Below are 21127 nucleotides of genomic sequence, written 5' to 3'. Positions count from 1 at the left end.
TACAGAAGGGAGCGGCAATGACATGTTCAATCGAGACTATAATGACTCCGGACAGAGGTAACTGTTTCATAATATTTTTCCAATTGATTTGACATCAGAATGAACGTGGCATCTCCAGCACATGCTCAGCGATATAGCTCAGGATCAGGTTGGTAGATATGGGAGCAACCTGATATAAACGTGTTTCTCTAAACTTTCGTTCGATATCATACTCACAGGCAAAACCATATCCACCATGAAATTGCAAGCAGGCATTGGCTGCTTCCCAGCTGGCTTTCGCAGCAAGGTATTTCGCCATATTAGCCTGTGCTCCACAATCAAGATGCTGATCAAAAAGCTCGCACGCTTTAAAACGCATCAGATTAGCCGCTTCCACTGCAATAAATGCTTCTGCAATAGGAAACTGCACCCCCTGGTTCTGACCAATGGGACGACCAAAAACCTCACGCTCGCAGGTATAGCGGGTAACACGATCCATAAACCAATATCCATCGCCTATACATTCTGCCGCAATCAAGGTACGCTCTGCATTTAAACCATCAAGTATGTAATGAAAACCCATACCCTCTTCACCAATAAGATTTTCTTCGGGAATTTCCAGGTTGTCAAAAAAGAGCTCGTTGGTTTCATGATTGACCATATTGGGAATAGGTCGTACTGTCATTCCATTTTTCATAGCTTCTTTAATATCAACCATGAAAATAGACATCCCTTCGGATTTACGTTTTACATTTGCAAGCGGAGTAGTTCGAACCAGAAGAATCATCCAGTCTGAATGTTGAACACGTGAAATCCAGACTTTTTGTCCGTTTATCACATACCGGTCTTCTCTTTTTACAGCTGTAGTTTTAATTCTGGTGGTATCTGTACCTGCTGTGGGTTCTGTGACGCCCATCGACTGCAGGCGCCATTCACCAGTAGCTATCCGTGGCAGCCAGAATTCTTTCTGTTTATCGGATCCATGACGTAACAACGTATTCATGTTATACATCTGACCATGGCAGGCTCCAGAGTTTCCCCCCGATCTATTGATCTCTTCCATGATAATAGATGCTTCAGTTAAACCAAGCCCTGACCCTCCAAATTCCTCCGGGATGAGCGCAGCCAGCCAACCAGCTTTGGTTAGTTTATTAACAAACTCTTCAGGATAGGCTTTTGCTTCATCTATCTTACGGTGATATTTATCATCAAATTCACTACATAATGAACGAACCGCATCACGAATATCCTGATATTTATCCTTTTCAATACTTTTCATAATTTTTTCCTCAATAAACCAGCGCCAACAGGGGGTAGAAAATGACCTTTTATCGGATGACCATCAGCAGATAGATCTGACTGGCGGTCGACAGGAAGAAAATAGAGCCAGTGCCATAATTCTGGCAGAACGCCCCCCTCTTTAAAGATTTTGATGTCTTTATCCAGAGTGGCGGCCAGCAGCTTAGCGGGACCGGGGTTAAGATAATCGGTGTTGCGCAGAATGCCAGGCTGCCAAATTTGAATATCGGTATATTGCATAAAAGTTACCTTTAAGGAGGAAAAAATATGATTTATAATTTATCGATAAGTTCAGGTACAGCTTTGAAAATATCAGCTACCAAACCATAATCCGCAATAGAAAAGATAGGAGCGTCAGGATCCTTATTAATAGCGACAATGACGCCTGACTCTTTCATCCCGGCAAGATGTTGTATGGCGCCAGAAATTCCCAGAGCAATATAAAGTTGAGGCGCAACGATTTTTCCGGTCTGGCCAATCTGATAATCATTTGGTGCATAACCAGCATCTACAGCAGCCCGGCTTGCCCCCACGGCAGCGCCTAATTTATCTGCCAGGTTATCAACAAGTTCTTTGAATGCCTGTGCACTTCCTACTCCTCGTCCACCTGATACTACAACTCTGGCGGATTGTAAGTCTGGACGGTTACTTTTATTAACATGTTGGCTAATAAATTTTACCTGATCTGAACCAAGAACAACCTCTGTAAATTCAATGGGGGCTTTTCCCTCATCTTCCGCAACCGCAGCCGCAGCCGCAAATGAGGTAGGACGAACAGTTATCACTTTATATTCATCATCACTGTGTACTGTGGCAATAGCGTTACCCGCATAGATTGGACGTTCAAAGGTATGTTGATCAATGACACGCGTAATATCACTAATCTGAGATACATCAAGTTTTGCTGCTAAGCGTGGCGCACAGTTTTTTCCAAAAGAGCTTGCAGGAAAAAGAATGGACTGATAATGATTTTTCCCACTATTCAAAAAATAGCTGATCTGTTTTTCCACATTCTCTGCCAGAAGGTGTTCGAATAGTGGGCTGTCAGCAACAAATACAGTGGATATCCCCTGAATATGACTGGCTTTAACTGCAATACTTTCTATACCATATCCTAACATAAGTATATCTATATCACTATTAATGGCTTTTGCCGCAGTGATAGTACTGAGTGTTGAAGGTAAAAGAGTATTGCCGTTATGTTCAGCAATAACTAAAGAAGCCATATTTTTCTCCTTAAATTACTTTTTCTTCGTTTTTTAATTTATCTAGCAGCGTGTTAATATCTGGAACGATTATGCCTGCTTTCCTTCTTGCTGGCTCATCAACTTTAATAATAGTCAATCTGGATGACGGGTTAATACCAAGTGAATCGAAATCTATCTCCTTAACAGGTTTCTTTTTGGCTTTAATAACATTCGGCAAGCTGATATTCCTCGGTGTATTCAGACGTAGATCTGTAGTGAGTACTGCAGGCAGGGATAAATTTAACGTTTCTAATCCTCCATCAACCTCACGAACAGCAGTTAATGAATTATCAGAAATAGTAATTTCACTAACATTAGTGGCTTGGGGAAGATCGAGTAATGCTGCCAGCATTTGGCCTACCTGATTACAATCATCGTCAATAGCTTGCTTGCCTAATAATATAATATCGGGTTTTTCATTCCGGGTAATAGCGGTGATAGTTTTGGCCACAATTAGTGGTGTAAGAGAGTTTTTTGTTAATATGTGTATTGCCCTGTCTGCCCCTGCTGCCAGTGCTGTACGCAATACATCCCCTACACCTGTGTTTCCTATAGACACTACAACAATCTCACTGATTAATCCCCGTTCTTTTAAACGTACTGCTTCTTCAACTGCAATTTCATCAAATGGATTGATACTGAGTTTTGAATCAGAAATATCAACATCAGAATGATCTTGCTTTATTCTAATTCTAACGTTATGATCGACAACTTGTTTTACACAAACTAAAGCTTTCATTGGTGACTCCTTCATATATTTACTAAATGCTATGAGCCAAAATCCTTTTTGCTTTTTCCAGTAACGGTTTATCCACCATTTGCCCTTCATGACTGAACGCTCCATGGGGATATTGAGCCAGTCGCATAATCTGGGGAACCCACTCGATTTCTTGTTTTAAATAGCTGAATGCTCTGTTTACATGTGAAATTTGTGGAGGGTGAATACATACCTTGCCACTGAACCCCATTTTACAGGAGTGAATAGCATTTTGTATTGTCAACTCGTTTTTCATAAATTCAGTTGTGATACCGTCAACAGAAGGATATGATCCAGCCAGGCGTGAAGTTATTACAATTTTTGCACGTACAGCAATCAGTACTTTTTCATCATTACTCATGAAATTCAGAGCATTTTCTCTGGCAATTATTTTTTTCTCAGATGACACCGCATTTTCTAAATCAAGGATTACGCTATCAGCCCAACTGCTATTTGCTTTTTCAAATCGTTCAGGTTGGTCCCCCGTAACGAAAAGAAAAAACCGTTCTAACGTTTGCATTCTCGTCTCTCATTTGAATGGAGCATCTGATAATTCAATATATCTTAAAAAAATAATTTTCTGAATTAGCTTTTATCTAACCCCCCATTAAAATTGGTTCAGGTTCGCTGATAACAGAAAGAAACATGTAATTTATTGTTACAATAACAAAGATAAAAATAAAATTTAATTATTTGATATAAATAACGTTTCAGAATAGTAAACTGCCGACATTCCGTACCTGTTTCAGGAGTGAATTCGACTATACCGTTCCCTAAGAACATCAACGATTGTCTGGTGAACCGAATTTAGTCACCTTTGGCGGAGAACAGGCTGGCATATAGGAGAGCATGACAACCCGGGTCATTCCCTCCGTGATTTTTTAGTAACACGCTGAAAAAGTATCTGAAACTTCATTCTGCAAGTGAGACTTTCCCCGAAGTCGATCGATACGTTTTATCTTGTGCCTGACCGATGCTACTCCTGACAAATCACGCCCAATACTGAATAAGTGTAAGAGATGCACCGTTAATCACTACACTGGTAGCCTCAATCAGAGATTGACGGCGGTAAAGGTGCAAAGGCTCCAGTATATTTTTAAAGGATTTTTGGCATAATGAACGAGCAGGCATAGTGATGATTTCCTTGAAAGTGTTAGCGCAATCAATTAGATCACATAACACTATGCCTGTCCTGGTTTGCTGGGGATTCCTCAGGAGTCGCCTCCCCCTTATTCAGACCTGTGTAAGCGGTGAATGTGCTTTCAGACTCTGAATACTCAGCGTCAAAGTTGTCAGACAGTTTTCAAGTTTATCTGCGTTGACGGCAATAAAGGTCGGACAATCATGGTGTCCGCTCATTAAACAAACGGCGGCGGCTGCAAGCGCGCCTTCGGCACGGCGCAGCGCGTTCCACTCTTCCTGATCGAGATGCAGTCCCTGCCGTAAAGCGTGATCGTGGAGCTCGCGATTCAGTTCAAAAAAATTGTCACGCAGAGTGTCACTTTCGCTGACTGACATATACCCCTTCGCTTTTCGCAATTGCAGATAAGCGGCAAGATCGATACGCGCGTTTATCAGCTTGTTGAGAAGATCGGTTCTCAGTCTGTCAACGACCATACCTTTTTTCCTCCTCTTTTCTACCAGGGTTCAACTTAATAGTATGGTCGTTTTTTAGACAAAGTGGTGTCAGAGATCAAGAATTTTCTTAGAATTGCCCTTTTTCACCTTTTGCTGATAACCACAACGGTTGATGCCGCCGCTCCCGATGAGATTGCGATACAATTTTTGTTCGGATATCTGTAGAATCCCTGCCCTGACCATTCCAATAAATGAACATTTTTTAAGCTATGAGTAATGTAACCCACCAGCCAAAGATCGGCTTCGTTTCCCTGGGCTGTCCGAAAAACCTCGTTGATTCGGAACGCATCCTGACTGAGCTGCGTACCGAAGGCTATGACGTTGTGCCACGCTATGACGATGCGGATATGGTTATCGTTAATACCTGTGGCTTTATTGACAGCGCGGTACAAGAGTCGCTGGAAGCCATTGGCGAAGCGCTGAACGAAAACGGTAAGGTAATCGTCACCGGCTGCCTGGGCGCAAAAGAAGATCAGATCCGCGAAGTGCATCCGAAAGTACTGGAAATCACCGGGCCGCATAGCTATGAGCAAGTTCTGCAGCACGTACATCATTACGTACCGAAGCCGAAGCACAATCCATTTTTAAGCCTCGTACCGGAACAGGGTGTAAAACTGACGCCGCGCCATTATGCGTATCTGAAAATTTCTGAAGGCTGTAATCACCGCTGCACGTTCTGCATCATCCCGTCGATGCGCGGGGATCTGGTCAGCCGTCCGATTGGCGAAGTATTAAGTGAAGCGAAACGTCTGGTTGATGCCGGGGTCAAAGAGATTCTGGTGATTTCGCAAGATACCTCCGCCTACGGCGTAGATGTGAAGTACCGCACCGGATTCCATAATGGCGAACCGGTGAAAACCAGTATGGTGAGCCTGTGCGAACAGTTATCAAAACTGGGCGTCTGGACACGTCTGCACTACGTCTACCCCTACCCACACGTTGATGATGTGATTCCGCTAATGGCGGAGGGCAAAATCCTGCCCTATCTGGACATTCCGCTGCAACATGCCAGCCCGCGGATTCTTAAACTGATGAAACGTCCTGGTTCCGTTGACCGCCAGCTGGCGCGCATTAAGCAGTGGCGCGAAATCTGCCCGGAACTGACCTTACGCTCCACCTTTATTGTCGGCTTCCCCGGCGAAACGGAAGAAGACTTCCAGATGCTGCTCGACTTCCTGAAAGAGGCGCGCCTCGATCGTGTAGGCTGCTTCAAGTACAGTCCGGTGGAAGGCGCAGGCGCGAATGACCTGCCGGATCAGGTGCCGGAAGAGGTGAAAGAAGAGCGCTGGAACCGCTTTATGCAACTGCAACAGCAAATCTCCGCTGAGCGCTTGCAAGAAAAAGTGGGCCGCGAAATTCTGGTGATCGTCGATGAGGTTGACGAAGAAGGCGCTATCGGACGTAGCATGGCGGATGCGCCGGAAATTGACGGCGCGGTCTATTTGAACGGCGAAACCAACGTCAAGCCGGGCGATATCGTGCGCGTGAAAGTGGAAAACGCCGACGAATATGATTTGTGGGGCAGTCGGGTTTAACGCCACCTCCCCCGGCGCGGGTGCCGGATGTGTTACCCCACCTGGCGAGCCCGTTCCAGGCCCGCCAGGCGTCAACGCCACCGGGCTGGCTTACCCCTTAATCTTCGGGTCCAGCGCATCGCGCAACCCGTCGCCTAACAGGTTAAACGCCAGCACAGTCAGGAAAATCGCCACCGCCGGGAAGAGCGCTACGTGCGGCGCGATGACCATATCCGCCCGCGCTTCATTGAGCATCGCTCCCCACTCCGGCGTTGGCGGCTGCGCGCCTAATCCGAGAAATGACAGGCTTGCCGCGGAAATAATTGACGTACCGATACGCATCGTAAAGAAAACCACAATTGACGAGACCGTTCCCGGCAAGATATGGCTAAACAAAATCGTCGTGTCGCTGGCGCCGATACTGCGGGCAGACTCAATAAACGTCTGCTGTTTTAAGACCAGGGTATTTCCGCGCACCAGACGTGCAAACGCCGGAATAGAAAAAATCGCCACCGCAACGATCACATTAGCAATACCGCTGCCTAACACCGCCACAACGGCAATCGCCAGCAAAATGCCGGGGAAGGCGAACAACACATCGCAAATGCGCATAATAAAACGATCCCACCAGCCTTCATAATATCCCGCCAGTAATCCCAACACCGTACCGATTATCGCGCCGATAAATACCGCGAACACGCCCGCCGCCAGTGAGATCTGCGCCCCAACGAGAACCCGGCTAAAGATGTCTCTTCCCAGCGAGTCAACGCCAAACCAGTGCTGCAAAGAGGGGCCATTGTTCAGGCTATCGTAGTCAAAATAGTTTTCCGCATCGTAGGGCGTCAGCCAGCGGGCAAAAATCGCCACCAGAATTAACGCCAGTACGAATCCCCCGGCGACCAACGCGACATGCTGGCGGCGAAAACGACGCCAGAACTCCCGCCATGGCGTGCGTATCTGGTCGGGTTTTACCACCGGCATAGCATGTAAAATCGCCTGACGGCGCCAGTTAAATAATCGCATCCTTACTTATACCTGATAGCCGGATTAATGGCGGCATAGAGGACATCCACCACTAAGTTGATAAGAATAAATTCCAGAGAAAACAGCAGCACTTCCGCCTGAATCACGGGGTAGTCGCGCATGTCGACCGAGTCGACCAGTAATCGCCCAAGCCCCGGCCAGTTAAACACTTTTTCGACGACGATCGATCCGCCAAGCAGAAAGCCAAATTGCAGTCCCATCATGGTGACGACCGGGATCATCGCATTGCGCAGGCCATGTTTTAACACCACCCACGTTTCACTGACGCCTTTCGCCCGCGCGGTCCTCATGTAATCCTCGCTCAGGACATCGACAAACGAGGAGCGCGTAAAACGCGCCATGACTGATGCCACCGCCGCGCCAAGCGTCAGGGAGGGTAAAATATAATGTTGCCAGCTATCCGCCCCCACGGTCGGTAGCCAGCCCAGATCCACGGAAAAAATCTGCATTAACAACATTCCCAGCGCAAAAGCCGGGAAAGAAATGCCGGTCACGGCAAGCGTCATTCCTACCCGGTCAGGCCAGCGATTACGCCACACGGCGGCGGCGATGCCGATCGCCATGCCAAACAGAACCGCCCATATCATACTGGTTATCGTCAGCCACAGCGTCGGCAAAAAGCGGCTGGCGATCTCCTCAGAAACCGGGCGGCGGGAAACCATTGACGTACCGAAATCGCCTTGTAAAACATGAGTGATGTAATGCCAAAACTGGACATGAAGCGGCTGATCAAGCCCCAGCTGCTGACGAACCAGCGCGATCACCTGCGCGTCGGCTTCCGGTCCGGCTATCAGCCGCGCCGGGTCGCCGGGCAACAAATGAACAAATAAAAACACCAGCACTGCCACAATCAACAGCGTAGGAATTAATCCCAGCAGGCGCTTGAGAACATAGTTAAGCATCACACGAACCTTTTACCGGATGGCGGACAACGCGCGCGCCATCCAGCCCCATCGCATTACTTACTTCAAATCCGCATCGTCAAAGCTGAAACCGGTATCCGGCATAATCCAGAAACCGGTCAAATTTTTACTGTGCGCAGAAACCAATTTCTCCACCACCAACGGTATCCAGGGCGACTCTTTCCAGATAATATCCTGCGCCTCTTTGTATAATCGTGTTTTCTCCTGCGGATCGTTGGTCTTTAAGGCCGCCGCCAAATCGCTGTCGACCTGCTTGTTGCTGTAAAAAGCGGTATTAAACTGCGTCGGCGGCCAGTTTTGTGATGCGAAGAGCGGCGATAACGCCCAGTCAGCTTCGCCCGTCGACGCCGACCAGCCGGTATAGAACATTCGCACGCCGCTCTCTTTTTGCCCTTTGCCCTCAACTTCCGCGGCGCGCTGGCCAGCGTCCATCGCGGTTATCCGGGCTTTAATGCCAATCTGCGCCAGTTGCTGTTGGGTAAACTGCAACACTTTTTGCGCGGTGCTATGGTTGTGCGATGACCACAGCGTGGTACTGAAACCGTCTGGATACCCCGCCTCTTTCAACAGTTCGCGCGCTTTAGCCGGATCATAGGGCCACGGCTGATAGCTTTGCGCATAGGCTATCGACGGCGGCACCACGCCCGTCGCCGGCGTGGCGTATCCGGCAAACGCCACTTTAACCAGCGCCTGACGATTGATAGCGTAATTCAACGCCTCACGCACCTTAGGATTATCAAACGGCTTCTGCGTCACATTCATACTGATATAACGCTGCATAATGGACGGGCTGGCGACCAGTTCGAGGTTTTTATTTTTCGCCAGTAACGCGGCCTGCTCATAAGGGATAGGAAAAGCAAATTGCGCTTCGCCGGTTTGCAGCATCGCCGCGCGGGTATTGTTGTCAGTAACCGGACGCCAGGTAATAGAATCCAGCTTGGGTAAGCCCTGCTGCCAGTAACCGGCGAACTTTTTCACTTTGACAAAGTCGGTCTGATTCCAGGTTTCAAGCTGGTATGGACCGGTACCGACCGGATGAAAACCAATATCCTTGCCATATTTTTCCAGCGCTTGCGGCGAGATCATCGCCGTCGCCGGGTGCGCCAGAATATTAATGAAAGCGGAGAACGGCTGTTTCAGGGTAATTTTTACCGTTGCCGGGTCGACAACCTCCGTTTTTGCGATATTTTTATACAGGTTATAACGCTTGAGGTGGTTATCCGGATTGCTGGCGCGATCGAGATTCGCTTTCACCGCCGCCGCATCAAAATCCGCGCCGTCCTGAAATTTCACCCCCTGCCGTAGGGTAATGGTGTAGGTCAGACCGTCATCAGAAACGGTATAGCCTTTCGCCAGGACGTTTTTTACCTTCATGTCTTTATCCAAGCCAAACAGCCCCTGATAAAATGACTTCGCCACCGCCTGCGAGAGCGTATCGTTGGCGTCATACGGATCGAGCGTGGTGAAATTAGACCCTACCGCCACCACCACATCTTTGGCCGCCAGGGCCGGAAAAGCCGCAATGGATGAGGCCAGTCCCAGCGCCGCCAGCCATTTATGCGTAATAAATTGCGTCATGTTGTTCTCCTGAAACCCTGCCTGTCTGAATGTTATAAGCGCGAGAGCGCATTATCCTGCAGCGGCCGCGCAACATAATGTCCCGGCCCGACCAACTGTAATGAAACGGCGGGCGTCTCTTCGCCACGTTTATGAATATTGCTGGGTATATCATCTGATAGCAGAACGCGCCGCGGCCGGTGTCTGGAGGGATCGGCAACCGGCACCGCCGCCATCAATTTACGCGTATAAGGATGCTGCGGATTTTCAAAAACGGCGCGCCGCGGCCCCATCTCAACAATTTGACCAAGATACATCACCGCTACGCGATGGCTAATTCGCTCCACGACCGCCATATCATGCGAAATAAACAGGTAGGCGATCCCCATTTCCCGTTGTAAATCGAGCAGTAAATTAATGATCTGTCCGCGAACGGAAACATCCAGCGCGGAGACCGCCTCATCAGCAATAATCACTTTAGGATTCAATGCCAGCGCGCGAGCAATGCAGATGCGCTGACGTTGACCACCGGAAAACTCATGCGGATAACGCCAGGCATGTTCAGGACGTAATCCGACACGCTCAAGCAACCAGGCCACGCGCTTTGCCGCAGCGTCCCCCTGCCCCAGGCCATGAATCCGTAAAGGTTCCATAATGGAATACCCCACGGTCTGGCGCGGGTCGAGCGAGGCGTAAGGGTCCTGGAAAATACATTGAATATCGCGGCGCAACGGCTGGAGTTTACCCGCAGACAGCGTGTCAATGCGCTGGCCGTTAAAGATAATCTCCCCCTGCCGGGATTCAACCAACCGCAGCAGCGCGCGTCCGGTCGTCGATTTTCCGCTACCGGACTCGCCCACCAGCGATAGCGTTTCGCCCGGCCAGAGATCGAAACTGATATTCTCAACGGCATGAACTTCACGCGTAACGCGGTTAAAGAGACCGCTACGCAGCGGGAATCGCGTCACCAGCCCCCGAACCTGGAGAATAGGCTCGCCTTCCACCACCGTGTCTTGCTCAATCTGCGATTCATAAAGGGCCGGTTCGTCAGCGGAAATCAACGGGAAACGGCGTGGCAGCGAGTGGCCGCGCATCGCGCCAAGCTGAGGGACGGCGGCCAGCAACGTTTGGGTATAAGGATGCGTCGGCGCATGGAAAATCTGCTCTACGCTGCCGGTTTCCACGGCCTCGCCTTGATACATCACCAGCACGCGATCGGCAATATCCGCCACGACGCCCATGTCGTGGGTGATAAAAATCACGCCCATCGACATCTCTTGCTGCAACACTTTGATAAGTTGCAGAATTTGCGCCTGGATAGTGACATCCAGCGCCGTGGTGGGTTCATCGGCAATCAATACCGCCGGACGGCAGGATAGCGCCATCGCGATCATGACTCGCTGGCGCATCCCGCCGGAAAGCTGATGCGGATAACGCGATAAAATCGCCTGCGACTCCGGGATCCGTACCTGATCGAGCATACGTTTCGCTTCCGCCAGCGCCTCTTCGTGGCTGGCGCCCTGATGCAAACGAATAGATTCGGCAATTTGCTCGCCAACGGTAAATACCGGGTTGAGCGAGGTCATTGGCTCCTGGAAAATCATGGCGATATCCGCGCCGCGCACACGCCGCATCTGCGCGTCACTCTGCTCAGACAACTCAATCACCTGGCGATTACGCCGACGCAACAGCATTTCGCCGCAGCGCACGTTCGCGCCCGACTGCTCAATCAGCCGCATTAACGCCAGCGCCGTCACCGATTTTCCCGATCCCGACTCGCCGACAATCGCCAGAGTCTCTCCACGCTTCAGGCGTAATGACACATTACGCACGGCGTCTATCTGTTGCCCTTCGTGGTGAAACGCGATATTCAGGCCACTGACGGACAGAACATCGCGGCTATCCAGTTCATCGCTGTGCGGCACCTGCGGCTCCTTATTCCCGGTAAATTCCTGTGGTAGGGGTATCCCCGGCATATCCCCAGGCGCGATACATCCCTTCGCTGTTAAACGGCAACGCGACATTACCTTCGTGATCAACGGCGATTAATCCACCGCTGCCGCCCAGCGCCGGTAATTTTTCCATCACCACGCGCTCGCAGGCGTCGGCAAGGCTGAGTCCGCCATATTCCATCAATGCGGCGATATCGTAAGCCGCGAGCGTGCGAATAAAGACCTCTCCCGTTCCGGTACAGGAAACGGCGACGCTGGCGTTGTTGGCATAACACCCTGCGCCGACCAGCGGGCTGTCGCCGACGCGCCCGGGCAATTTATTGGTCATCCCACCGGTAGACGTTGCCGCCGCCAGATTGCCGAATTTATCCCGCGCCACCGCGCCGACTGTACCCATTTTTTTCGTTTCGTCCAGCGGCGCGCCGCTGTGATCGAGCGCCATTTCGCCCGCCGCACGCGCCGCCAGCAATTGCTCGTAACGCGCCGGGGTGGAAAAGATATCCGGCGAAACGCGCGCCATCCCCTGTGAAAAGGCAAAGTTTTCCGCCCCTTCCCCCACCATGAGTACATGCGGGCTGCGCTCCATCACCAGTCTGGCGGCGAGCACAGGATGGCGAACATGACTCACGCCCGCGACGGCTCCGGCTTTCAGGGTATTGCCGTCCATCACGCAGGCATCCAGTTCATGAGTTCCGTCTCGGGTATAGACCGCGCCGATACCCGCATTGAAGAGCGGACACGCTTCCAGCAGGCGCACCGCTTCCGTCACTACATCAAGCGCGCTGTCACCTGCTTCCAGCATCTTTTGCCCGCTTTCGACAATCTCTGACAGCGCCTGGATATAGCGTAGCTCCTGCTCATGGCTCATTTGCGCGCGAGCAATCGCGCCTGCGCCGCCGTGAATCGCAATCACTGCTTTATTCATTTTTAGGGTCCATTAACGGTGGCACACAACTTTTACTATAACTATCAGAATTGTTGTGAGTTATTCATTCGATTTTTGAATATAGAAAGATGCGTAAGGTATGTAAAGGCGCAAGGCCGTCTCTAAGACCGAGGTAGCATACTGCCCGCCACTGTTTTCTGACATAATAGCCGGATTCGATTTTGCCTCGCAGGAGTATGTTCATGGAATTTTCCGCCGGATTGATGCCGCTTGAAACGGCGCTGACCCAGATGCTTTCACGTATTACCCCGCTCACCGCCGTAGAAACGTTGCCGCTGGTGAACTGCTTTGGCCGCATCCTGGCGACCGATATCGTATCTCCCCTTGATGTCCCCGGCTTTGATAATTCAGCTATGGATGGTTATGCGGTACGCGTGGCGGATTTGTCCGCCGATAAGCCGCTGCCCGTCGCCGGCAAAGCATTTGCCGGTCAGCCTTACCAGGGAGAGTGGCCTGCGGGAACCTGCATTCGCATTATGACCGGCGCCCCGGTACCGGCAGGTTGCGAGGCGGTAGTCATGCAAGAGCAGACGGAACAAACCGATGATGGCGTGCGTTTTACCGCCGATGTTCGTTGCGGACAAAACATCCGCCGCCGCGGCGAGGATATTCGCCAGGATGCGGTGGTCTTTCCGGCCGGTACGCGCCTGACTACTGCCGAACTGCCGGTGCTGGCGTCGCTGGGAATTGCCGATGCGCAGGTTGTACGTAAAGTGCGCGTAGCGCTGTTCTCGACCGGCGACGAGCTCCAGCTTCCGGGCCAGCCGCTAGAGGCGGGACAAATTTATGACACTAACCGTCTAACTATACATTTGATGCTGCAACAGCTTGGCTGCGAAGTGATCAATTTAGGCATTATTCCTGACGATCCCGGTAAGCTTCGCGCCGCGTTTATCGACGCCGACAGCCAGGCCGATGTAGTGATAAGCTCCGGCGGCGTCTCGGTTGGTGAAGCGGACTATACCAAAACCATCCTTGAGGAGTTGGGCGAAATCGCCTTCTGGAAGCTGGCTATCAAGCCAGGCAAACCGTTTGCCTTCGGCAAACTCAGTAATAGCTGGTTCTGTGGCCTGCCGGGGAATCCAGTCTCTGCGGCGCTCACTTTTTATCAACTGGTTCAGCCTTTACTGGCGAAGCTTGGCGGCAACACGGCAAGCGCTGTACCGCCGCGCCAGCGTGTACGCACAACATCTCGCCTGAAGAAAACGCCGGGGCGTCTCGATTTCCAGCGCGGCATCCTGCAACGTAGCGCCAACGGCGAACTGGAGGTCACGACCACCGGGCACCAGGGTTCACATATTTTCAGCTCGTTTAGTCTGGGCAACTGCTTTATTGTGCTGGAGCGTGAACGCGGCAATGTTGAGCCGGGAGAATGGGTGGAAGTCGAGCCGTTTAATGCTCTGTTCGGAGGCCTGTAATGGCGGAACTTAGCGACCAGGAGATGCTGCGCTATAACCGACAAATTATTCTGCGCGGCTTCGATTTTGAAGGGCAGGAAGCGTTAAAAGATTCGCGGGTATTAGTGGTCGGGCTGGGCGGACTCGGCTGCGCGGCAACGCAGTATCTGGCCGGCGCTGGCGTCGGGCAACTGACGCTACTCGATTTTGATACCGTTTCCGTTTCCAATCTCCAGCGTCAAACCTTGCACAGCGACGCCACGGTCGGGCAGCCAAAGGTAGAGTCCGCCCGCGACGCGCTGGCGCGAATCAACCCGCATATTACCATTACGCCCGTTAACGCGCGGCTGGACGACGACGCCATGACCAGCCTGATTGCCGGGCATTCGCTGGTACTGGACTGTACCGATAACGTTAGCGTACGTAATCAACTTAACGCCGGGTGCTATACCGCGAAAGTGCCGCTAATCTCCGGCGCGGCCATTCGTATGGAAGGACAAGTTACCGTCTTTACATATCAGGAAAACGAACCCTGTTACCGCTGCCTGAGCCGTCTGTTTGGCGAAAACGCTCTGACCTGCGTAGAGGCAGGGGTGATGGCGCCGCTGATTGGCGTGATCGGTTCGCTACAGGCAATGGAGGCCATTAAGCTGCTGGCGCATTACGGTCAGCCTGCCAGCGGAAAAATCGTCATGTACGATGCGATGACCTGTCAGTTCCGCGAAATGAAGTTGATGCGCAACCCCGGCTGTGAGGTCTGCGGGCAGTAGTCACTTTACAGATAAACATACCGAAGCACGGTTTATGGCCGTGCTGTATCAACAGATAATTACTGTCATCAGACGCAAAGCCAGCTTACCCAAGCTCCGACTGACGATCGGCTCAAGCAGCGCGGCATCATCTTAAACGCCATACCACAACCTCAAACCGTGATGTTGTACCTCATTTAACGCCTCTTTGTCAGAACCTCTCCATTCGTTGACGCACATCAAGATAACTTTCATTCGAAAGTAATTTAATCTTTATATGAAATAAGAGAGGCCGTTTATGATCTTCAATATTCAGCGCTATTCTACCCACGATGGCCCCGGTATCCGTACCGTAGTATTTCTCAAAGGCTGTTCGTTGGGCTGTCGCTGGTGCCAGAACCCGGAAAGCCGCGCCCGCGCTCAGGATCTGTTATACGACGCGCGGCTGTGTCTCGAAGGATGCGACCTGTGCGCGCAAGCCGCGCCGGACGTCATTGAGCGCGCGCTAAACGGCCTGCTCATCCATCGCGAGAAACTGACCGACGCCCATTTTTCCATCCTGGCGCATTGCTGCCCCACACAGGCGTTAACCGTGTGCGGCGAAATAAAAAGCGTGGATGAGATCATGGCGACGGTACTGCGCGATAAACCTTTTTACGATCGCAGCGGCGGCGGTCTTACGCTTTCCGGCGGCGAACCGTTTATGCAGCCGGAACTGGCGGCAGAGCTGTTTAAAGCCAGCCATGACGCCGGTATTCATACTGCGGTTGAGACCTGTCTGCATGTTCCATGGAAATACATTGCGCCCTCACTGCCTTATATCGATCTGTTTCTGGCTGATTTGAAGCATGTCGCCGACGGGCCGTTTAAGCAGTGGACCGATGGCAGCGCCTCGCGGGTGCTGGAAAATCTCAGGAAACTCGCCGCCGCGGGCAAAAAAATGGTGATTCGCGTCCCGCTGATTCAGGGATTTAATGCCGATGAGGAGGCCATTAAAGCCATTACCGACTTTGCCGCCGACGAACTGCACGTCGGGGAAATTCATTTTCTGCCCTACCACACGCTGGGCATCAATAAATACCACTTACTCAGTCAGCCCTATCATGCCCCGGATAAACCACTGGATGCGCCGGCGTTACTTGATTTTGCCCAGAAGTACGCCTGCCAAAAAGGTTTAACCGCGACCCTACGAGGATAATTATCATGACCCAACTGAAACTGGACACGCTCAGCGACCGCATTAAGGCGCACAAAACCGCGCTGGTACATATCGTGAAACCGCCGGTCTGTACCGAACGCGCACAGCATTATACCGAAATGTACCAGCAGCATCTGGATAAACCGATTCCGGTACGCCGCGCGCTGGCGCTGGCCCATCACCTGGCGGAACGCACTATCTGGATAAAACACGATGAACTGATCGTCGGCAACCAGGCAAGTGAAGTCCGGGCCGCGCCGATTTTCCCAGAATATACCGTCTCGTGGATTGAAAAAGAGATCGACGACCTGGCGGACCGGCCCGGCGCAGGTTTTTCCGTAAGTGAAGAAAACAAACGTATTCTGCACGACATCTGTCCGTGGTGGCGCGGTCAAACCGTCCAGGATCGCTGCTACGGCATGTTTACCGATGAACAAAAAGGGCTTCTGGCGACTGGCATTATCAAAGCCGAAGGCAATATGACTTCCGGTGACGCGCACCTGGCGGTGAACTTCCCGCTGCTGCTGGAAAAAGGGCTTGATGGCCTGCGCGATAAAGTCGCCGAGCGCCGCTCACGCATCAACCTGACCGTGCTGGAAGATCTGCATGGCGAGCAGTTCCTGAAGGCGATTGATATAGTGCTGGACGCGGTAAGCCAGCATATCACGCGCTTTGCCGCGCTGGCGCGCCAGATGGCAAGCGAAGAGTCCCGTGAAAGCCGTCGTAAAGAACTACTTACCATCGCCGAAAACTGTGAGGTGATCGCCCACCAACCGCCGCAGACCTTCTGGCAAGCACTGCAATTGTGCTACTTCATTCAACTGATTCTACAAATTGAGTCTAACGGTCACTCGGTGTCATTTGGTCGTATGGACCAGTATCTTTACCCCTATTATCGTCGCGATGTCGAACTAAACCAGACGCTGGATCGTGAGCACGCCATTGAACTGCTGCACAGCTGCTGGCTGAAACTGCTGGAAGTAAACAAGATCCGTTCCGGTTCGCACTCTAAAGCTTCCGCGGGCAGCCCGCTGTATCAAAACGTCACCATTGGCGGTCAGAATCTCATCAACGGTCAGCCAATGGACGCAGTGAATCCGCTGTCTTACGCCATTCTGGAGTCCTGCGGACGTCTGCGTTCTACCCAGCCCAACCTCAGTGTGCGTTATCACGCCAGAATGAGTAACGATTTCCTTGACGCCTGCGTCCAGGTCATCCGCTGCGGCTTTGGGATGCCGGCGTTTAACAATGATGAAATCGTCATCCCGGAATTTATCAAGTTGGGAATCGAACCACAGGACGCTTACGATTACGCGGCGATCGGCTGTATCGAAACCGCCGTCGGCGGGAAATGGGGTTATCGCTGCACCGGCATGAGCTTTATTAACTTCGCCCGCGTCATGCTGGCGGCGCTGGAAGGCGGTCGCGACGCCACCAGCGGCAAAGTATTTCTGCCGCAGGAAAAGGCGCTCTCCGCAGGCAACTTTAACAATTTTGACGAAGTGATGGCCGCCTGGGATACCCAAATTCGCTACTACACGCGCAAATCGATCGAAATTGAGTATGTGGTCGACACCATGCTGGAAGAGAACGTCCACGATATTCTCTGCTCAGCGCTGGTAGACGACTGTATTGAACGCGCGAAGAGTATCAAGCAAGGCGGCGCGAAATATGACTGGGTATCCGGTCTCCAGGTCGGTATCGCCAACCTGGGCAACAGCCTCGCCGCCGTGAAAAAACTGGTCTTCGAACAGGGTGTTATCGGTCAACAGCAGCTTGCCGCCGCGCTGGCCGATGACTTTGACGGCCTGACTCACGAGCAGCTGCGCCAGCGTCTGATTAACGGCGCGCCGAAGTACGGTAACGACGATGACAGTGTCGATACCCTGCTGGCGCGCGCTTATCAGACCTATATTGATGAGCTGAAGCAGTACCATAACCCGCGCTACGGTCGTGGCCCTGTGGGCGGCAACTATTACGCCGGTACGTCCTCTATCTCAGCAAACGTGCCGTTTGGCGCCGCGACTATGGCTACCCCGGATGGTCGCAAAGCGCATACACCGCTGGCGGAAGGCGCAAGCCCTGCATCGGGTACGGATCATCTCGGCCCGACGGCGGTGATTGGTTCCGTAGGCAAATTACCTACCGGTTCTATTCTCGGCGGCGTGCTGCTCAACCAGAAACTGAACCCAACGACGCTGGAAAACGAATCCGACAAACAGAAACTGATGGTTCTGCTACGGACGTTCTTTGAGGTGCATAAAGGCTGGCATATTCAGTACAACATCGTGTCACGCGAAACGCTGTTGGATGCGAAAAAACATCCAGACCAGTACCGCGATCTGGTCGTGCGTGTGGCAGGCTACTCCGCCTTCTTCACCGCGCTGTCGCCGGACGCGCAGGACGATATCATCGCCCGTACCGAACATATGCTGTAATTTGCCCAGGCGCCATCGGCAATATGTCCGAATTGCCTGATGGCGCTACGCTTAACAGGCCTGCGCAGGCCTGTTAATCAGAAGGGATCGGTGCCGTCAAGCACGGCCTGAATGACGTTGAGCGCGCCTTGATGGTTATTATCATCAGTGTGATAGCGTGAAAGCGCTTTGATATTGTCTGCAGCATTGCCCATGGCAAAAGAGTAATGCGCCATTTTCAACATTTCCGCATCATTACCGCTGTCGCCAATGGCGACGACATTCTGTGGCGACCTGTTCCAGCGCTTTAACAGACGACTGATGCCATTCGCTTTATGCAGTCCCGGGATAATCAGGTCGATAAAACCGAAGCCGCTGGTGACGGGCTTCATGATGCCATCCAGAGATACGTGCAGTTTGTCGATAACCAGCGGAATTTGTTCATCAGGCAAATTCAGGGAGAACTTAAACAGGATATCGTCAATGTCGTGATAATCGTTTACCGGCTGCAGGCGGTGATAATGTTTGGCCATCAGCGCCACGAAAGCCTCGGGAGCGTTTTTGCTGACATAAGCGCTTTTCAGACCACAGGCGACGAAGTTAAGCTGCTTATCCTTCAGCAGTTCGCCAATCACAATACGCGATTCATGCCGGGTTAGCTCCCCGTGAAACAACTGTTTGCCATGTTCATACACCAGCGCGCCATTTTCTGCGACGAAGGAAATTTCGTCTTTCAGCTCGGGGAAGAAGGAGATCAACTGATAGTACTGATTACCGCTAGCGACCACAAATTCGATATTACGTTTTTTCAGTTCCTGGTATTGCGCCATGAAGCGTACACGATCGTACTGCTTGGCATCGTCGAGAAAAGTGCCGTCCATATCGGTAACGACAACGTTAACGGTCATACTTAAGCTCCTGGCTGTAACTGCGACCAGAAACATTTTAATAACAATGTGAGCAGAACCACAAATTTATTTCGAATGAAAAGTGGCTGAACGAAAGGAATAGCCGCATAAGACATTAAGGCGTCCTGGCCACCTTACGTTTTCCTCTCGCTTCCCTCTTTGTGTTCCCCTGCAATATTTTAAACTTGCATTAACCTTATTTTAACTTAAAGTATCACATGTAACTAATTTTACTTTCGAACGAAAGACGATGAGGTTAATATGACGACTCCTTTTACCCACGAAACGCTGCCCGCCGACCCAAAAGCGGCCATTCGTCAGATGAAGCAGGCGCTACGCGCGCAAATCGGCGACGTACAGGCGGTGTTCGACCGTTTGAGCGCCACCATAGCAGCCCGGGTGGCGGAAATTAACGATCTGAAGGCGCAGGGACAGCCGGTATGGCCAATTATCCCTTTTAGCGAACTGGCGATGGGCAACATTAGCGATGCCACCCGCGCCGAGGTTAAGCGCCGCGGGTGCGCGGTGATTAAAGGTCATTTTCCACGCGAACAGGCGCTGGCATGGGACCAGTCGATGCTCGACTATCTGGACAAGAACCATTTTGACGAGGTGTATAAAGGACCGGGGGATAATTTTTTCGGTACGCTGAGCGCCTCCCGGCCTGAAATCTATCCTGTCTACTGGTCGCAGGCGCAAATGCAGGCCCGCCAAAGTGAAGAGATGGCGCTGGCGCAGTCGTTCCTCAACCGTCTGTGGCAGGTAGAGCACGACGGCAAGCGATGGTTTAATCCGGATATCAGCATCATTTATCCGGATCGCATCCGTCGCCGCCCGCCAGGCACCACATCCAAAGGACTGGGAGCGCATACCGACTCCGGCGCGCTGGAACGCTGGCTGCTACCAGCCTATCAGCAGGTATTCGCCAGCGTGTTTAACGGCAACGTCGAGCAGTACGATCCGTGGAATGCGGCGCACCGTACCGACGTTGAAGAGTATACGGTGGATAACACCACCAAATGTTCGGTATTTCGCACCTTCCAGGGCTGGACTGCGCTCTCCGATATGCTGCCCGGTCAGGGGTTGCTTCATGTCGTCCCTATCCCGGAGGCGATGGCGTATATTCTGCTGCGCCCGCTGCTGGATGATGTCCCGGAAGATGAATTATGCGGCGTCGCGCCGGGCCGGGTGCTGCCGATTTCTGAACAGTGGCATCCTTTACTGATGGCGGCGTTAACCAGCATTCCGCCACTGGAAGCCGGGGATTCCGTGTGGTGGCATTGCGATGTCATCCACTCCGTCGCCCCCGTAGAAAATCAGCAGGGCTGGGGCAATGTGATGTACATTCCTGCCGCGCCAATGTGTGAGAAAAATCTGGCCTATGCGCGTAAGGTGAAAGCGGCACTGGAGACAGGCGCATCACCGGGCGATTTCCCGCGCGAGGACTATGAAACCACCTGGGAAGGGCGCTTCACGCTGCGCGATCTGAATATTCACGGTAAACGGGCATTAGGTATGGACGTTTGACGGTCGTACAGCCCTGCCCGCTCAACTGCGGTGTGCCCTTTGCCTGGGCGCACCCGTCTTACCGAACCGACGCGC

The 21127-nt window shown here is 51.9% G+C and carries 18 protein-coding genes and 1 pseudogene; 6 read left to right on the top strand and 13 right to left on the bottom strand.

Going from position 1 to position 21127, the window contains the following annotated elements:
- Positions 1–94: 94 nt before the first annotated feature.
- From J4645_RS02910 to bssR, 7 genes and pseudogenes are all read right to left on the bottom strand, one after another.
- The gene (locus tag J4645_RS02910) at positions 95–1258 is read right to left on the bottom strand and encodes an acyl-CoA dehydrogenase family protein (protein WP_000835387.1); all 1164 of its coding nucleotides are present in this window, start codon (positions 1256–1258) and stop codon (positions 95–97) included.
- Positions 1255–1518, bottom strand: a complete 264-nt coding sequence (locus tag J4645_RS02905; protein WP_001528824.1) for a hypothetical protein — start codon at positions 1516–1518, stop codon at positions 1255–1257. Before J4645_RS02905 ends, J4645_RS02910 begins: the two co-directional genes overlap by 4 nt.
- A 32-nt stretch (positions 1519–1550) precedes the next feature.
- Positions 1551–2504, bottom strand: a complete 954-nt coding sequence (locus tag J4645_RS02900; RefSeq protein ID WP_000157772.1) for an FAD-binding protein — start codon at positions 2502–2504, stop codon at positions 1551–1553.
- Between the two features lie 10 nt (positions 2505–2514).
- The gene (locus J4645_RS02895) at positions 2515–3264 is read right to left on the bottom strand and encodes an electron transfer flavoprotein subunit beta/FixA family protein (RefSeq protein WP_001542584.1); all 750 of its coding nucleotides are present in this window, start codon (positions 3262–3264) and stop codon (positions 2515–2517) included.
- A gap of 22 nt (positions 3265–3286) precedes the next feature.
- Complete coding sequence (locus J4645_RS02890) at positions 3287–3802, bottom strand: CoA ester lyase (RefSeq protein ID WP_001542583.1); 516 nt, start codon at positions 3800–3802, stop codon at positions 3287–3289.
- A 364-nt stretch (positions 3803–4166) separates the two neighbouring features.
- Positions 4167–4413 (bottom strand): annotated as a pseudogene (locus J4645_RS22140) (IS4 family transposase); the annotation flags it as partial.
- A gap of 102 nt (positions 4414–4515) precedes the next feature.
- Complete coding sequence (gene bssR, locus J4645_RS02885; RefSeq protein ID WP_000259651.1) at positions 4516–4899, bottom strand: biofilm formation regulator BssR; 384 nt, start codon at positions 4897–4899, stop codon at positions 4516–4518.
- Positions 4900–5129: 230 nt separating this feature from the next.
- Between bssR and rimO the strand changes: the two genes are divergently transcribed.
- The gene (gene rimO / locus J4645_RS02880) at positions 5130–6455 is read left to right on the top strand and encodes a 30S ribosomal protein S12 methylthiotransferase RimO (protein WP_023215090.1); all 1326 of its coding nucleotides are present in this window, start codon (positions 5130–5132) and stop codon (positions 6453–6455) included.
- Between the two features lie 90 nt (positions 6456–6545).
- Here rimO and gsiD read toward each other — a convergent pair whose 3' ends face one another.
- From gsiD to iaaA, 5 genes are read right to left on the bottom strand one after another with little or no spacing between them, the layout of a single operon-like run.
- Positions 6546–7457, bottom strand: coding sequence for a glutathione ABC transporter permease GsiD (gsiD, locus tag J4645_RS02875; protein ID WP_001236024.1), 912 nt, complete (start codon positions 7455–7457; stop codon positions 6546–6548).
- 2 nt (positions 7458–7459) lie between these two features.
- A complete protein-coding gene (gene gsiC / locus J4645_RS02870) occupies positions 7460–8380 on the bottom strand; it encodes a glutathione ABC transporter permease GsiC (RefSeq protein ID WP_000936066.1) in 921 nt (306 codons plus the stop codon).
- 60 nt (positions 8381–8440) lie between these two features.
- Positions 8441–9979: a glutathione ABC transporter substrate-binding protein GsiB gene (gene gsiB, locus J4645_RS02865; protein ID WP_000191439.1), complete on the bottom strand. Its 1539-nt coding sequence runs from the start codon at positions 9977–9979 to the stop codon at positions 8441–8443.
- Positions 9980–10011: 32 nt separating this feature from the next.
- Positions 10012–11883 carry a glutathione ABC transporter ATP-binding protein GsiA gene (gsiA, locus tag J4645_RS02860; RefSeq protein ID WP_001120575.1) on the bottom strand — a complete coding sequence of 624 codons (1872 nt, stop codon included), beginning with the start codon at positions 11881–11883 and terminating at the stop codon, positions 10012–10014.
- Positions 11884–11893: 10 nt separating this feature from the next.
- A complete protein-coding gene (gene iaaA, locus J4645_RS02855) occupies positions 11894–12835 on the bottom strand; it encodes a beta-aspartyl-peptidase (RefSeq protein WP_001030503.1) in 942 nt (313 codons plus the stop codon).
- 203 nt (positions 12836–13038) lie between these two features.
- Here iaaA and moeA point away from each other — a divergent pair, with 203 nt between their 5' ends.
- The 4 genes from moeA (at position 13039) to J4645_RS02835 (ending at position 18638) form a co-directional block, all read left to right on the top strand.
- Complete coding sequence (moeA, locus tag J4645_RS02850) at positions 13039–14274, top strand: molybdopterin molybdotransferase MoeA (protein ID WP_000395792.1); 1236 nt, start codon at positions 13039–13041, stop codon at positions 14272–14274.
- Positions 14274–15023: a molybdopterin-synthase adenylyltransferase MoeB gene (gene moeB, locus J4645_RS02845; RefSeq protein WP_000829283.1), complete on the top strand. Its 750-nt coding sequence runs from the start codon at positions 14274–14276 to the stop codon at positions 15021–15023. The genes moeA and moeB overlap by 1 nt, the downstream gene beginning before the upstream one ends.
- 277 nt (positions 15024–15300) lie before the next feature.
- A complete protein-coding gene (locus J4645_RS02840; RefSeq protein WP_000576947.1) occupies positions 15301–16200 on the top strand; it encodes a glycyl-radical enzyme activating protein in 900 nt (299 codons plus the stop codon).
- Positions 16201–16205: 5 nt separating this feature from the next.
- Positions 16206–18638: a glycyl radical protein gene (locus J4645_RS02835; protein ID WP_000192652.1), complete on the top strand. Its 2433-nt coding sequence runs from the start codon at positions 16206–16208 to the stop codon at positions 18636–18638.
- 77 nt (positions 18639–18715) lie between these two features.
- Here J4645_RS02835 and J4645_RS02830 read toward each other — a convergent pair whose 3' ends face one another.
- A complete protein-coding gene (locus J4645_RS02830) occupies positions 18716–19525 on the bottom strand; it encodes a Cof-type HAD-IIB family hydrolase (RefSeq protein WP_000217907.1) in 810 nt (269 codons plus the stop codon).
- 261 nt (positions 19526–19786) lie between these two features.
- On the opposite strand from J4645_RS02830, the gene J4645_RS02825 reads away from it, so the two are divergent.
- Positions 19787–21052 (top strand): DUF1479 domain-containing protein, encoded by a 1266-nt coding sequence (locus tag J4645_RS02825; protein WP_000210951.1) that lies wholly within the window; start codon positions 19787–19789, stop codon positions 21050–21052.
- Positions 21053–21127 lie beyond the last annotated feature (75 nt).

The sequence above is a fragment of the Salmonella sp. 32082101201600294FB01SM01 genome, assembly GCF_017572865.1.
GTDB lineage: Bacteria > Pseudomonadota > Gammaproteobacteria > Enterobacterales > Enterobacteriaceae > Salmonella > Salmonella enterica.
The sequence above is the reverse complement of the archived record's forward strand: the minus strand, read 5'-3'. Positions and strand labels throughout refer to the sequence as shown.